Annotated in this window: 13 protein-coding genes; all 13 read right to left on the minus strand. The window is 32.7% G+C overall.

From position 1 onward, the window contains the following. Window positions 1–136: 136 nt before the first annotated feature. The gene (locus VSF34_RS07940; protein ID WP_326716796.1) at window positions 137–1,246 is read right to left on the minus strand and encodes a glycosyltransferase family protein; all 1,110 of its coding nucleotides are present in this window, start codon (window positions 1,244–1,246) and stop codon (window positions 137–139) included. A gap of 14 nt (window positions 1,247–1,260) precedes the next feature. Beyond that, window positions 1,261–2,406 (minus strand): glycosyltransferase, encoded by a 1,146-nt coding sequence (locus tag VSF34_RS07945; protein ID WP_326716797.1) that lies wholly within the window; start codon window positions 2,404–2,406, stop codon window positions 1,261–1,263. Next, entirely contained in the window at window positions 2,403–2,993 is a 591-nt protein-coding gene (locus VSF34_RS07950; RefSeq protein WP_326718053.1) for an ATP-grasp fold amidoligase family protein, read from the minus strand. Before VSF34_RS07950 ends, VSF34_RS07945 begins: the two co-directional genes overlap by 4 nt. Then, entirely contained in the window at window positions 2,972–3,304 is a 333-nt protein-coding gene (locus VSF34_RS07955) for an ATP-grasp domain-containing protein (protein WP_326716798.1), read from the minus strand. Before VSF34_RS07955 ends, VSF34_RS07950 begins: the two co-directional genes overlap by 22 nt. After that, window positions 3,294–4,415, minus strand: a complete 1,122-nt coding sequence (locus tag VSF34_RS07960) for a glycosyltransferase family 4 protein (RefSeq protein ID WP_326716799.1) — start codon at window positions 4,413–4,415, stop codon at window positions 3,294–3,296. The genes VSF34_RS07955 and VSF34_RS07960 overlap by 11 nt, the downstream gene beginning before the upstream one ends. Continuing rightward, window positions 4,415–5,296 carry an NAD-dependent epimerase/dehydratase family protein gene (locus tag VSF34_RS07965; protein ID WP_326716800.1) on the minus strand — a complete coding sequence of 294 codons (882 nt, stop codon included), beginning with the start codon at window positions 5,294–5,296 and terminating at the stop codon, window positions 4,415–4,417. Before VSF34_RS07965 ends, VSF34_RS07960 begins: the two co-directional genes overlap by 1 nt. Further along, window positions 5,293–5,913, minus strand: a complete 621-nt coding sequence (locus VSF34_RS07970; RefSeq protein WP_326716801.1) for a sugar transferase — start codon at window positions 5,911–5,913, stop codon at window positions 5,293–5,295. Before VSF34_RS07970 ends, VSF34_RS07965 begins: the two co-directional genes overlap by 4 nt. A 3-nt stretch (window positions 5,914–5,916) precedes the next feature. Further along, window positions 5,917–7,731: a polysaccharide biosynthesis protein gene (locus VSF34_RS07975; protein WP_326716802.1), complete on the minus strand. Its 1,815-nt coding sequence runs from the start codon at window positions 7,729–7,731 to the stop codon at window positions 5,917–5,919. A 25-nt stretch (window positions 7,732–7,756) separates the two neighbouring features. Further along, complete coding sequence (locus VSF34_RS07980; RefSeq protein WP_326716803.1) at window positions 7,757–8,524, minus strand: tyrosine-protein phosphatase; 768 nt, start codon at window positions 8,522–8,524, stop codon at window positions 7,757–7,759. Between the two features lie 23 nt (window positions 8,525–8,547). Next, window positions 8,548–9,243 (minus strand): CpsD/CapB family tyrosine-protein kinase, encoded by a 696-nt coding sequence (locus VSF34_RS07985; protein WP_326716804.1) that lies wholly within the window; start codon window positions 9,241–9,243, stop codon window positions 8,548–8,550. 18 nt (window positions 9,244–9,261) lie between these two features. Next, complete coding sequence (locus VSF34_RS07990; protein WP_326716805.1) at window positions 9,262–10,185, minus strand: YveK family protein; 924 nt, start codon at window positions 10,183–10,185, stop codon at window positions 9,262–9,264. 347 nt (window positions 10,186–10,532) lie between these two features. Beyond that, on the minus strand, window positions 10,533–14,063 hold the full coding sequence (locus VSF34_RS07995; RefSeq protein ID WP_326716806.1) for a CDP-glycerol glycerophosphotransferase family protein: 3,531 nt from the start codon (window positions 14,061–14,063) through the stop codon (window positions 10,533–10,535). Window positions 14,064–14,071: 8 nt separating this feature from the next. Next, on the minus strand, window positions 14,072–15,247 hold the full coding sequence (locus VSF34_RS08000) for a CDP-glycerol glycerophosphotransferase family protein (RefSeq protein WP_326716807.1): 1,176 nt from the start codon (window positions 15,245–15,247) through the stop codon (window positions 14,072–14,074). Window positions 15,248–15,258: the final 11 nt, after the last annotated feature.

The raw sequence follows: 15,258 nt of genomic DNA on the forward strand, positions 1-15,258 counted from the left end.
GAGACAATTAAATATATATATAATTATAATAATATAGTCTCCTAATGAGTTAGATTTATTATTTAAAATATTTCTAACTGAGTTTAAAAACCATATTGAAGAAACAACTATAAGTATCAGTTCTATAATCATTTTTTCACTCTCTCATTTTTTTAAGTTTAGTCACAACATCTTCCATAACCATTAAATTATTTGTTTGCTCAAAAAAAACTTTAGCATTTGCGGAATAATCCTTTTGGTTTTCTATAATTTTATGTAATCCTGCTGAGATTGACTTCGTATCTTCGAAATCACAACAAATACCAGCTTTCGCATCACCAACTGTATTTTCCAATCCGATAACATTACTGCATAACATAGGAATATCAAATCCACTATATTCATATATTTTATTAGGAGCACAAAATAAGTTATTCAATGATGAATCATCATAATTTGCAATCCCAATATTTGCATAACTTGTAATTTCTAAATGTAATGGAGCTGGAACGAACCCTAAGTAAATTGTCTTGGGATATAGTTCTCTGATAATTTTAACACTATCAAAAAATTCTTGTCCCATTAGAACAAGATAATAATCACTGTCCATCTGTTTTAAAGTCTTAGCTAGTATGTACAAATCCCTATCTGCAGAAATAATTCCTTGGTACAAGATAATTTTTTTTCCTCGAATTTGGTCAATTAAATCTTTAGTTAGAGAGGTACTCCCTATGATATGTTTTTCTCTAGGGTGTGTATAGGGTTTGTTAGGAATAGTTGTTGGTACTTCATCTAAATTCCACCAGCTTTTCATAATTCTAGATCTCATATATTCACAAGCAATTACGAGTTCTGCTCTATTAATATATTTCCCTATTTCTTTACGATAAAAATCATTATCATCATATAGCTCCAAAATACTCATAACATATCGCTTTGATTCTACAATTTTTTTTAGAAAAAAAATACTATCTGCTGTTCCAAACCATAGCACATCTTTTTCATTATATTTAGAGTCTAAAACTTCTTTAACTTTTTTTCTATATAAAGAATAACTTTGAATTTTACCCAAATATTTATTTTTATTCCTTTGTATATTAAAATCAATGTATTCAATATTTCGTTCATCTAATATTTTTTTTACAGTAGGATCACAACTACCAAAACAAACAAGTAGGTCTTGCCCTAAATCATCTAAATATAATATTTGTGATAAACAAGGTGGATACATATGTAAGCTATTCCTTATAAAATAAATTATCTTCATAAACCTCTCCCTATCTATAAATTTTCTATAAAATCAATATAAAAATTTTGCCTTTTTGATTCGAGTTTGTTTTTTTGAAATAAAAGAGATTTCTCATAATTAATCTTACCTGATTTAAATGCCTCATCAGTATTGAAACTTCCCAATAATGTTGCTATTTCTTTATAGTTCGATTTTTTATTACTAAAAATATATTTTTCCTCTAGTAGTTCAGGTATTCCCCCTGTTTTACTACCTAAACAAAAAGCACCAGTACTCATAGCTTCTACAACTGCTCGTGGTAATCCTTCTTGTTTACTAGGCTGGATATATATATCTAGCGTACTTAACCATTCAAATACTTTATTATGAGGCAATGCTCCTAAGAAGACAACTTGATCTTCAACATTATTTTCTTTAGCTATTTGTTTCAAGTATTCATTGGAACCACCACCTACCAACTGATATATAAACTCTGTATTACCTTGTTTTTTTAAATAACCTAAAGCTTTTATAACACAGTCTTGCCCTTTAAATTTTACATTGATAGCGGCTAATGTTCCTATTATTTTTTTTTTCTTATTTCTTTTTTTATATCTATCAAAATTTGGCTCTGTATCATTCAATAAAACATCTGAACAACCGATTGAAAAACCAGTTGTTGGATAATTTTTTTGAAGATACTCATTTGTCACATAAAGCACATAAGGTGCTTCTTTTACAGCCTTTTTATTGAGTAATGTGACCAATGGAGCCATAACTTTTCCTTTATATGAATGGTTCCAAAATGAGTGCCAAGGATCTGCTACAAATTCTACCATATACTTCTTATTATATTTTTTTGCCATTTTGATTGCTGAAAGACCAATAAAGCTAGGTAACCTAACAATTATTAAATCTGAACTTCTAACAGAATTTTCTATTATTTTAGAACGCTCATTACTTTTATTTATATCTTTAAAAACATCAGGAGTAGGAGTAACTTTTAAATTATTTAAAGATAATTTTGAGAAATTAGAAATTTTATCTGTATCTCGAAATGGGGTTGTTCTAATTAATACTTCTAAAGTATCCGATGGAGTGTTAATATACCTCTCAAAAACTTCATCGGTATGGGATACTCCATAATAAGCACCTGCTTCTTCACGTAATGGACCATCATGACAAAATAATATTTTCATTTATTATCTCTCCTTATTTCATTTATATTTATTTTCTCACCCAATAAAACATCACATTCCTCAGGATCAAACTTTACATAACCACTCCACGGATAAAATGTTAATTCACCAAAATAAATTTTCTTATTTACACAATATAAGTCCACTCTAACAAAAGGAAAGTCCTCTGATAACTTAGTAGCAATTCTTAGCATTTCATCTAACAACAAAGGTTTTTCAATACTTTCTTCTATTTTTGGAACATCCGTCGTACACGGAATCAAATTCCAATCTATATCGTAAATGTTTCGTTTGTGTCCAGAAAACCTATCTTGATCATAAACTATATAACGTGGTTGACCTTGATAACATAAAAATTTATAATCTACAATATCTTGTTTTCCTGTATCATCTTCCAGTAACTCTTCTATAATAATCTTAGATGGTATATCTTTATACGCCCACTCTCTACTATAAACATATAAGTCTTGTTTCAACCAATTATCGATAGTTTCTGAATGTTGCTTTATATCAAATGTTGATTTATCTCTAACGATAAGATTCGTTCCACTACTATTTGTTGTCTTTAAATAAATTTTTGAGGTAATTTACCTATATCAATCTTATCGGTTTGATCACAAACTTGATATAAATCAACCAAAATTTCTTCAAGATTTTTTTTCTTTATAAAGTTCCTAACTTCGTACTTATCTACACATATTTTCATCTCTGGATTTCTATAATTTAGTTTCATCCATTGAATTTTCTCAGTGAAGTTTTTTGGTTTTTTTAAATTTAAAAATTTATTTAGTTTCATAAAATATTGTATCTTTATCATCATAGAATCTGGTACACTACTTAATGAGTTTAATATTTTGAATCTTACATCCTGAGATTTTAAAATTTTTTTATAATCCATTTTCTTCTCCCGCAATAATAGCTATTTTTTTTAAATAACTTTCCACTACATATTTCCTATCAAAATTAGAAACTACATACTCTCTACCTTTTTTCCCCATAATTTCTTTTGTTAACCTTGAGGTATTGATAAATTTATCTACTGCTTCTACCAAATCACCTTGATTATTTTCTTCTATAAGATATCCATTTTCTTCTCTATCAACTACTTCACGACAACCACTTCTATTGGTTGTAATAATAGGTCTGCCAATAGCTGAACTTTCTAATAAAACATTTGATAAGCCTTCTGGATAGTAGGTTGGATGTACAGTACAGCTCATTTGTCCCAACAATGGTTTTATATCCTTGATCATTCCATGATATATGATAATGTTTTTTTCCTCATATTCTTTAAGAGTATCTTCATAATCTTCTTCACAAAAACCACAAATATGAAATTCTAAATTATCATATTTTTTCATCATTATTGTTGCCATTTCTAAATATAGATCTATCCCTTTCTCTTTCATTATTCTTGAAATAAAAATAAATTTAATTTTATCATCCTGATTTGGGTAATCTACATATACGAACTCTTCCAAATTAACTCCCGATCCAGGTAATAAAACATATTTGTTTTTAGAAGATATCTTTTTTTCTAAGAAAAACTCTAGATTTTCTTCGTTTTGAAAGAAAATTGTATTTATTTCTTTAAAAGCATATTTATAAAGAGAAATAGTTATAAATTGTAATATTGATTTTTTCTCCACTGCCGTTCCTAGGCCAGTTATATTTGCTAAACATGGTACATTATATTTTCGACAAGCTATCGCACCAAAAATATTAGGTTTAATCGTATATGTTAATACACACAAAGGATTGATATCCTTTATAATTTGTTTATATTTTTTTAATAATTTTAGTTCATCTATGGGATTTTTACCATGACGATTTACATCAGTTGGAATATACTTACATCCCCAGCTAATTAATATTTCAATTTTTTCACCGTACGGAGAAGACACATACACTTCATACCCCTGGTCTAATAATTCTTGTACTATTTCTTTTCTAAAATTATAAATAACCAAATCATGATTCACTAAAAACAACACACGTTTATTTTCCACTAACACTTCTCCGTTCTTTCAATAGAAGGCTTCATTTCTATTACTCCAACAAATTTATCACTTTTCTCATAAACCAGATTCCCAAAAGCTTTATTACTCAAATCACCAATTTTACCTGGAATCTTTCCTAAAAGATAAACACTCCAGTTCATCCAAGAAAATAATTTGATATCTTTACCATGGAATCTTGCTATTTCTTTTACCATATGACTGGTTCTGACATATTCCATATTTTGTGGAAAAAAGATTCCTGACTCATGTTTATCTATAATTTGTTTAATAAACATTGATAAATTATCAACAAATAACATCGATCTCTCATTAGGTATGTCAGGGAAAACAGGTAACTTTAAAGCTAGTTTTCTTAGTTGAGGGTAATTCCCCTTACTGTTTGGTCCATAGATCATCGGGGGTCTGATAATAGCTAATTGAAATATATTACTTTCTAGAGGGGCCAATTTTAATTCTGCTTGAAGTTTACTATCTCCGTAAAAATTAGAGGGTTTGGGTTTTGTAAGAGGTGTAATGACTCTTTTTTTAGTCATACTCACCTGATCACCGTAAATAATAATAGAGCTCATATAGATAAACTGTGATTCTTTTCCCCCACGGTCTTGCTTATATTTTTCTGCCACTTCTACAGATAAATCACAATTTATATCATAATACTTTTGTTGTTCTTCTTTACTTATTGTTCCAACATCAGCATGAGCAAGTCCTGCGACATGAAATACCACATCATAATCAGAAAAATCCTCATCCTTCCATTCGTCACCTCTAACAGAAATCATATCAATCTCGTACTCTGGATAGTCTTTCATATATCTTTCAAAAGAGGTTCCAATATAACTCGATTTCCCAGTTATTAAAATACGTGTCATAACTTCTCCTCCTTAGTTGGATCAATTTGACCAGTCCCACCTTCAACAACACCATCTGACTTGGTCACAGAAATAATAGTTCCGACAAAGCACTTCACATCCATTGAAAAACTCTCATGCTCTACATAATAGCCGTCAAGTTCAGCTTTTACATCAATATCAAGTTCGTCACGTCCATTGATTTGTGCCCACCCAGTTAAACCTGGTCGAATATTATTAGCACCATACTTATCACGCTCTTCAATTAAATCTTCTTGATTCCATAAAGCTGGTCTTGGTCCGATAATCGCCATATTACCAATTAAAATATTAAATAATTGGGGCAATTCATCTAAACTAGTCTTTCTTAAAAATTTACCTACTTTAGTAATAAAAAAGTCAGGGTTATCTAACAAATGAGTAGGCATCTCTTTTGGCGTATCAGTTTTCATTGTTCTAAATTTATAAATCGTAAACAATACTTTGTCTTTACCTACTCTTCTTTGAGTGAAAAGAACAGGTCCTTTTGAATCTAATTTAATAGCAATCACTATAATAATCAGTAATGGGGATAAGACTATAATACCCACTAAAGACAATATAAAATCTAGTATTCTTTTAATGCCATGTTTGTACATTACTTACCCCTCACTTGATAAATTAGCAAACTCAATTAATTCCTTCGCTAATTCCTCATCATTTTTTGATAGACTCTCCACTCGTGTCATGACTTCATCAAATGTGAACCCGTTGACATTTCCGACAAAAATTTTATCATACACTCTGTCTTCTGATTTTTCTTTATCTACTAGTAGCTCTTCATACAGTTTTTCACCTGGTCTAATCCCGCTTTCGACGATACCGATTTCTTCTTCTGTATAACCACTTAGCAAAATGACTTTTTTAGCAAGATCGACTATTTTGACAGGTTCACCCATATCTAAGATAAAAATTTCCCCGCCTTGAGCTAACGCACCTGATTGGATGACCAATCTGCTTGCTTCAGGGATAGTCATAAAGTATCTCGTCATTTCAAAGTCTGTCACAGTAACAGGTCCACCTGCTGCTATTTGTTCTTTAAAAAGTGGTACTACACTACCACGACTTCCTAGTACATTACCAAACCTAACTGCTGAAAACTTAGTACGGCCTTTACCGTTAAGTCCAGTAACAATCATCTCTGCTACTCGCTTGCTAGCCCCCATAACATTAGGCGGGTTCACTGCCTTATCCGTTGAGACCACGACAAAGCTTTCTACATTATTAGCAAGAGCTGCTTCTGCTACGTTTTTTGTTCCGTAAATATTGTTTTTTAGTGCTTCTCTTGGATTATATTCCATTAAAGGAACATGTTTATGAGCTGCTGCGTGGTAGACAATACTTGGTTCATATTCACACATCACCTCATCCATACGTTTAGCATCTCTAATATCAGCAATAACAGGAATAAACTCTGTCTGATTACTTGAAAAATGTTGATTTAACTCTTTTAAAATCAGATAAATAGAATTTTCACCATGTCCTAATAAAATCAAGCGCTTAGGAGAAAATTCTATCAGTTGGCGACAAAGTTCTGAGCCAATCGATCCACCTGCTCCTGTGACTAAAATCGTTTTGTTTTCGATTTGTTCACTAATAGCACTCATATCTAATTTGACCTCATCACGTCCTAGAAGATCAATCACATCCACCTCGCGAAGTTTCGTCACAGCCACACTTCCCACTGCCAACTCCTCAAGAGACGGGATAGAGTAAACCACAACCTCACTATCTTTAATCACATCTAACAAATGCTCATACTCGTGAGGCGTCATAGAGGGAATAGCAACTGTTAAAACATCGATATCATAAGCCTCAATCAACTTTGGTAATTCATCAATTGTTCCTACTACTTTTAGACCTGAGATAATAGTATTTGCTTTGTTTGGATCATCATCAACAAATCCCTTAAACGTTAATTTCACACTACTTAGTTTTCTTTGGATACTATCATAAAATAATTGACCACCTTCACCAGCTCCAATGATGAGTGCATTAGGACAATTGCTACGATCTACATGACTCTTATTTTGATAACTAATAAGCACTCTCCAAAATAATCGTGACGTCACGATTAACAATAATGTCATAAAATATGACAATAAGGCGTGCCCTATGGCAGTTTTTTCCACGTGAAAAAGCCCTAGAGAAACAATCTCTACGGCACTTGAATACGTCACAGCTAAAGATATCGCAATGACTGAATTTAAACTAGTATAGCGTGTGATACGGTTAAATACCTTAAAATAACTTCCAAACAATAGATATAGGACAATTTGGGATAGACAAGATATCACAACAGTCCTACTTGATGTCATAGAAAAAGAATTCATAAAAAAATAACTTAATAAATTGGCTACTACAATTAAACCTGTGTCTATGACTAGGATCATTGCTATCTTAACTTTTCGACTCATAATGCGTCTCCCCCAAAACTTTAAACTAAGAAAACAGCTTAAATTTCTTTTTGTATGGCTCAACTGGTAACGTTTCAACCGGATCCCCGTTAACAATATCTTTAGCTGTTTGCTCAAATTCTTCTCTTTTTTCTCTCCCGTACTGTTTTTCAAGTAGGGCATATGCTTCTTTTACATAAAAACCACGTCGTTCTGTATTATGAGCGTCACTAGCTAAACAGTGAGCCATATTGTGACTAATCATAATCTCTGCTGCTTTTTTGACGTGCTTACCAAATTTACCTAGATAACTTCCACACGTTACCTGTGTCAAACATCCCATCTCCAAAAAAGGCAGTAAGCGGTTTGGATCTTCCATAAACTTCGCATTACGCTCTGGATGGACAATCACAGGTGTACACCCTCTTGATACTAAATCAAATAACACTTGTTTACTATACAAAGGAATCGTAGAAAAAGGAAACTCGATTAAAATATAACGATTGCTCATATCAGCAAATAACAACTCATCTAAGGCTAATCTTGAAATCAAATCTCCTGATATTCTAATTTCTTGTCCCTCAAAAAGAGTCAAAGGAATTCCTTCATTATCTAGTTCTTTTTGTAAGTCTGCTACACTTATAATAATGTTATCTTTTTTATTCATATACTCACCATTGTTATAGTGAGGGGTACAGAGTATATGAGAAATCCCTTCTGAAACAGCAACACGTGCCATATCAAGTGAATCATCAATTGTTTGTGCCCCGTCATCTATGCCTGGTAGTATATGACAATGTATATCAACTAACATGTCTTATCCTCCCTTATTTGATGTTAGTCAACTCCGTAATAGGAATAATAACTATTAACACCTTGTGTTTTCCCAACAAAGACGGCCCCAATAATATCAGCTTTCACATTATTTAACAAACTTTTAGAATGTAGTAATACACGCTTATCTGCTACTCCTTCACGTATGACTAAAATAACCCCATCAGCATGACTTGCAACTAACTGCGCATCCGTAATTTTAGCTACAGGTGGCATATCATAGATGATAATGTCATATAATTGTTCTAAAATGTTCATCACCTTAGTCATTCTAGAGCCAGCTAGTAGCTCTGATGGATGAGGTGATTTAGGACCACTGGTTAAAATAGATAGGTTCGGGGCATTAGTATGCTGTACTACATCTCCGATAGATAATTGTTTCACACTTAATAAGTTAGTTAATCCCATATTATTAGGTAATTCAAAAGTTAAATGAGCAGTCGGTCTTCTCATATCTGCATCTACTAATAATACATTATTTCCAGACTGAGCAAAAGCTACCGCTAAATTTGCTGCTACTGTTGATTTTCCTTCTCCTGGAATAGATGAGGTCACAACAATACTTTTCATGTCTTGCCCTTTTTTTGAAAACTGGATATTTGTTCTAAGCGTTCTAAATTCTTCAGAAATAGATGCATTAGGTTGTGTGATCATAAATAATGGCACAGCTGATGGATTGGAAAGATTTTTTTTCTTCATATGTCTTGGCTCCTTATTTTAATTATCTATATCGTCTTGATGTGTATGGTTATCATCAGAGTGAGATGAGCTACTAGACTCGTCTTCTTCAAAAGACACATTATAAAATCTACTCATGTCTTCTGCTTCTCTAAGCATTTTAGCATCCAGATCTAAGCCATCACCCGTGTCTTCTGTCATATTTGTTCCACTATTTTCTAAGCTAAATATCATATCCTCATCTAATACAAGTCCTTGATTTTTTAATGACTTATTCACATCATCAGTATTCACAATAGATACCGTTCCAAGTACTGGGAGCTCTAGTGTTTCTATAATAAAATCTTCATTTTTAACTGTACGGTCAAAGAATTCAAGTAAAAGAGCTAATAGCACACCTACAACTAAACCAAGAACAGCACCAATGGCGGTGTTGATTTTTTTATTAGGCGATACTGGATTACGATTAATTTCTGCTTTAGAGGCAATCGTTACCTTTTTAGTGTCAGTTAATTTTGTTCCCTCTTTTTGGAAAACTTTTGCTACAGTATTTGCAACTGCTGCTGCTTCTTCTGGACTTGTTGATGTCACAGTAATAGAGAACATTTGGGAGTTTTGTGTTTGATTCACTGAAATCATTTGAGAAATATCACTAGCTGACCCTTGAAAACCATAGTCTTGAGCCATATCTTCTCTTACTTTATCAACAATCACTTGGCTTTTAATTAAATCTTTATAGGTATTAATCATCAGCAAGTTAGTATTAATCGCTTCTTGACTCACACGATTATCTACTACTGGAGTTTGGGTGATTAATTGCGTACTAGCACTATATTTAGGCGTCATAAAAAAAGTTGTTACGCCAAATGCTGCTCCTAACCCAACAATCATACAACCTATAATAAGTAACCATCTCTTCTTTAATAGATTAAAAATCTCTTCTAAACTAATTGTCTCTTCCATAACATCCTCCAACTATTCATCTACTTATTTACAATGCTTTATTATAGCATATAGCTAATTATTACTTCTACAAAAATGATGCTTCTCTTAAGTCCTCTATTGACTTTTCTAAATTACATTTTTTACTCTATACCTTTTTTTATAATAACCAAGTTTTTTTAAAATAAATTATAAGTTAATTCTATTTAATTGACAATATCCGCCATTAATAATATCACAAAACGGCTTAAAATGTAATCCATTAGCTAATAAATTATATAAAATTAACCAATAATAAAACAAGAAAGGCATAACATATTGGATTTTAAAAATAATCCTATATGTTATACCCTTTTAATATAAACTGTCTACTTTACAACAAGACCTGTCACAGCATCAAAACTTTCTATCGCTTGATTTGTGTATATGGTCACATCAAACGTTTCAAAAGAAACCTTGTCATCTAGGCTTAAAAGCATCGCTTGGTATACGCCGTCTACATCATTTGTTTTAGTCAACATACCAAGTCTACCATCATCTAAAACTTGTCTACAAGCCGGAATATCTGTTGAAATCACTTTATTTCCTAGTGTCATTGCTTCTAACAAGACTAAAGATTGGCCTTCATAGTCTGATGTTAAAACAAACGTGTCACATTGAGCTACGAAATCATAAGGGTGATTAATTTGACCTGTTAAAGTAACTTGATTAGCTAAATCTAAGTTTTTAATTAACAATTCTAAATTCTCACGCTCTGGTCCTTCACCGATAATATAAAGGTGAGCATTAGGATAATCTAAGCTTAATTGTTTGAAAGACTCAATAAGTAAAGCTTGATTTTTTTCTTTTGAGAGGCGACCAACTGTCACAAAATTAGGGACATTGGGGTTTGGGTAGGAAACTGAGATACCCTCTGTATTTAAAACGGCGGTATCTGTATTAAGACGAACATCTGACTGACTAACCCAAATTTTTGTATCCTCAACATCTAGATGTACATAACTGTCTCCATCAGTTAACTCAGCTATTTCTAATACTCTAGCTTCTGGCATAGCACTCACTAAAATCCCCTTTTGGTCAATCACTTGCTGGATGTTAGCATAAGCCGTAATCTCATGACTTGGTATGATAATGTCATAACTCGTCTCCACTCTTTTAATGACCTCTCTTTTAAACTCCTTTGTCACGTGGAGATTTTCTTTTAAGATATACCACTGGCTACCATCACTTAAGCTTAGAAATACCCAGTTTTCATTGCCTTTAGTGTAGACTTTTTCTAAATAAATCAGCTCACCTTTTGGTAAAGGCATAGAGCTTGAATCCTCAGACATCTGACTTCTAGCTATCATGTCTTGTGTGACTTTAACATATTCTTCTAGACTAGCTGTCACATCACTCACTTTTTTAATATCAGCTTGTTGTTTCCTAAAGCTATTTTTTAAAATAAAACGCAATGTGTTAGTCATCATTTTTTTAGGTAAGCTACCTTTAGCATTTAATACATGAGTTGCTTTAAATTCACGCTCAGGAATCCAACCAATTAATGTATTTCCCACATTGATTTGAAGTGAGGTATCTGTAAGTGTTATAGCTCTTTTACTTGCTGTCATATACACCTTGTTAAATGTTTTGTTACCTGATTTTTCTTGTGACTCGCTAAGGCCAACTGGTTGAGTATAAATGTGGCCTGGTCTAGTTAAATCAAACTTTCCAAACTTATCAATGACTTCTTCTTTAATAATCATATCATCTAAGATATCGATATCTGTTAGTTTAATCCAACCCAAATATTGGTAGTTTTGAGTAATTTTAGCATAAGTCACACCATCAAACATATATGTTCCTAAAACAAAGACATCAGGTGTCTTAAAATCAACTTGACTCAAATAAGCATATGAGCTGTCAGGTCGTGTGTTATACAAGTCGTGAGAGGCTTCTAGGTCTTTGATTTTAGCTTGTCTAAATAATGTATTGGTTTCGTTATTTTCTTTTACTATAACCTCTGGCTTGTTCATCAAACTTTCCACATTTATCACATTTTCAGCATAGGTAAACTTACTAGCATCAGCAAATTGTGTCAGGTTATCCTGATTGATATCTCGAATAACTTTAGAAACAGATACTAATTCATCATAGCGATCATATACACTCATAATACCTTTAACATTCATCTTATGAATCTTTCTACCATTCACTACACGGTTCATATCCTTTAGCATGTCACTGTGCAAATAACAAACTTTTTTGTTAGCCTGAGTAGCTAATATTAACTTAGTCCAATAAAGACTATAACCACTAAAATCAATACTTGTATCATAAGTTTGATTACCTAAAAGTCTAGTTACTTCACGCTCGTAAACAGCCATTGGGAAGTTTTCTTCTTTCCCTTTTTTAACACCATTCATGTGATAGTAAAGATCTTGGTAGGATTCTTTTAATGTATAAAGTGGCAAACCAAACCTAAATAGAAAAGAAACTTCTTTTGGCAAGGCTCTTATATTTTCTGACCTTTCTCCAATAGTTCCCACATCAAGTAAACACGTGACCGCATATTTATCATAATCAATCATAGAGACTAGGTTTAAAAAGCTAGAAGTTATACCATTTTTTCTTAACCCTCCAGGATAAATCAGCAATCTGATTTTATCTTTTGGCTGGATAATTTGTGTCACTTTATCTGATAGAGGTTGAGAAAAAAACAAATAGTCCACGTAACGCTTTGTGACATGGCCATCGTCATAAGGCACGTAAAGTCTAGTAAATCTATCATAATTCCACTGGGTTTCTTCTAATTTTTGATCTAGATTATCTAATATGTCACATAGCTCACTAAGATTGAAAGCTACCGGCCCTGGTAGTTCATCGTATTCAAAATATTTTCCGCGCTCATTACTATATAAATCATCATCCCAGCAGTAAAAAACAATCGGCTTTCCAGTTACTAAAAAATCAAAAAAGATACTGGAGTAATCTGTGATTAATAAATCTACTAAACCTAATACTTTATTAGTATCCATTCCATCAGGTACTAGATAAGGGATTAATTTTTTTTCCTGGCTAGCTTTGTCATATAAAAAAGGGTGAACTTTCACTAGTACGTTATAAGAATCACCGTACTTTTTTCTAAGAATGGCTGACTCATGGATAATCTGTTGTAGTTCATTATTAATATAAGCCTCGCTACCACCTTTCCAAGTCGGACAATAAAGCATCACATCTTTACTTAAATCAAGCTGAACACCTCTATCATGTAGTGTCCGGATAGTATCATCGTGATTTTTTGAAAATGTCTGATCTATCCTAGGGTATCCCCCTTCTAGAATCTCCCCTTGATAATTGTGGCGCAACTTAAAACTATCTAGAAACATATTTGTTGTGTGTTGGTTAGGACTAATCAACACATCTGCCATAAAAAAGTTACGAACAACATTTTTAGCAACGTTTGGATGACCTGGTATATCAAACCCTATCGTTTTCAGCGGCGTACCGTGCCATGTATTAATATAAGTTTGTTCTTTTTTGATGGTAACAAAAGGTTGAAAGGTAGCATTGTTAATTAAATATTCTGCTTTTGTAAGCCACTTTAAATACTCATCTGAGTTTCTTGTAACAAAGTGAACATTGGTGACACCTTGGTAGCGATTCATAAAATATCTTAATTCATCTGTTGGTTGAACACTCCAAATATGTGTATACTCTTTGTCTTGATCTTTTTCTAATAAATACTCAAAAATAGCAAAAGGTGAGTCTGTTAAGGACTTACCATCCCGGCTTTCATAAAGAATTGTTTTTGATTGAATGTCTTCTGTCTTATAATACTGTGTGTATGTTGCTACACGTTTTCCAATAGATACCTTGGTTGTTAAAAACGGATTAACTAGACGATTAACCTTAGCCATAACTCCCATCAACTCACCACTTTCTGATTAATAATCTCTGCAACTTGTCTTGATGCTTGTCCTGTTTCATAAGTATTGAACTCTTCTCTAAATTCTAGATACTTATCCTGATAACGATTTTCCTGCTCGTCTATATATGATAAAGCACTTAGTAAGGCGTGTTTGGTTTCAACAATCGGCCCAGGTAATGTAGACTCAATTGGAAAATAAAAACCACGTAACTGAGTTTCATAATAGTCCTTGTCAGGGATATAGAAAATCATTGGCTTATTTGTCAGACTAAAATCAAATAAACATGAAGAGTAATCAGTGATTAAAATATCACTGACAGCTAATAACTGACTCATGTCATAACCAGTTGAAACGTCTAGCACAACTGATTTTGGCCACTTGCTAAAATCTAAATTCTCAGCGACTAAGTAATGCATTCTAACTAAGAGAATCGAGTCTTCTCCGTAAATACTAGTAAAGTCACTAAATGGAAAATCGATACTGAAACCATATTGATTAGCCCCTTTTGAATCACTCTCTCGCCACGTTGGAGCATATAATACAACTCGTTTGTCTACAGGAATCTCTAGTTGCTCTTTTAGTCTATTTTTTAGCAGCTTGTCATACTTCACATCAATAAGTAAATCATTACGAGGGTAACCACTATCTAATACTTCTCCAGTATACATAAATGCTTCTCTAAAGTGCTTAGTTGTATAAGGGCTTGATGATAATAAATAATCCCATCTCTGACTTTCATTTGCAAATTCTGTTGTGTAACTTTCTTTTGTGTACCCTGGAATATTTACATCCCCAATATCAGCACCCAACCTTTTTAACGGCGTGCCGTGCCAAGTTTGAATATAGGTGGTCTTTTTACTTTTAGTCAACCATAGCGGCGTTCTTGTATTAGTTACCCAAACACATGCTTTAGGCATAGTGAAAAACCAGCGTAAGGAAAAACGACGAACAAAAGGAACCTCTTCTTTTAGAAAAGGTGCCTCATATCCCTTCGTTACTCCCCACACTAGTTCTAAATTCGGGTATTCATTTTTTAGACAATCGTAAATAGCTTTTGGATTATCACTGAACTGCTTGCCATGGAAACTTTCAAAATAAATCACATCTTGAGTCTTTGACTTGCCTATCCATTTAAATAAGGTGGCAATGATTTTTTCTACTAATCGTTTCATGGTTTCTCCTT

This window comes from Vagococcus jeotgali (assembly GCF_035918315.1).
Taxonomy (GTDB): Bacteria; Bacillota; Bacilli; order Lactobacillales; family Vagococcaceae; genus Vagococcus; species Vagococcus jeotgali.

Bases quoted from the DNA above. Each gene is read 5' to 3' on its own strand.
- VSF34_RS07940 (WP_326716796.1), bottom strand. From the start codon at position 1,246: ATGAAGATAATTTATTTTATAAGGAATAGCTTACATATGTATCCACCT.
- VSF34_RS07945 (WP_326716797.1), bottom strand. From the start codon at position 2,406: ATGAAAATATTATTTTGTCATGATGGTCCATTACGTGAAGAAGCAGGT.
- VSF34_RS07955 (WP_326716798.1), bottom strand. From the start codon at position 3,304: ATGGATTATAAAAAAATTTTAAAATCTCAGGATGTAAGATTCAAAATA.
- VSF34_RS07965 (WP_326716800.1), bottom strand. From the start codon at position 5,296: ATGACACGTATTTTAATAACTGGGAAATCGAGTTATATTGGAACCTCT.
- VSF34_RS07970 (WP_326716801.1), bottom strand. From the start codon at position 5,913: ATGTACAAACATGGCATTAAAAGAATACTAGATTTTATATTGTCTTTA.
- VSF34_RS07975 (WP_326716802.1), bottom strand. From the start codon at position 7,731: ATGAGTCGAAAAGTTAAGATAGCAATGATCCTAGTCATAGACACAGGT.
- VSF34_RS07980 (WP_326716803.1), bottom strand. From the start codon at position 8,524: ATGTTAGTTGATATACATTGTCATATACTACCAGGCATAGATGACGGG.
- VSF34_RS07985 (WP_326716804.1), bottom strand. From the start codon at position 9,243: ATGAAGAAAAAAAATCTTTCCAATCCATCAGCTGTGCCATTATTTATG.
- VSF34_RS07990 (WP_326716805.1), bottom strand. From the start codon at position 10,185: ATGGAAGAGACAATTAGTTTAGAAGAGATTTTTAATCTATTAAAGAAG.
- VSF34_RS07995 (WP_326716806.1), bottom strand. From the start codon at position 14,063: ATGGCTAAGGTTAATCGTCTAGTTAATCCGTTTTTAACAACCAAGGTA.
- VSF34_RS08000 (WP_326716807.1), bottom strand. From the start codon at position 15,247: ATGAAACGATTAGTAGAAAAAATCATTGCCACCTTATTTAAATGGATA.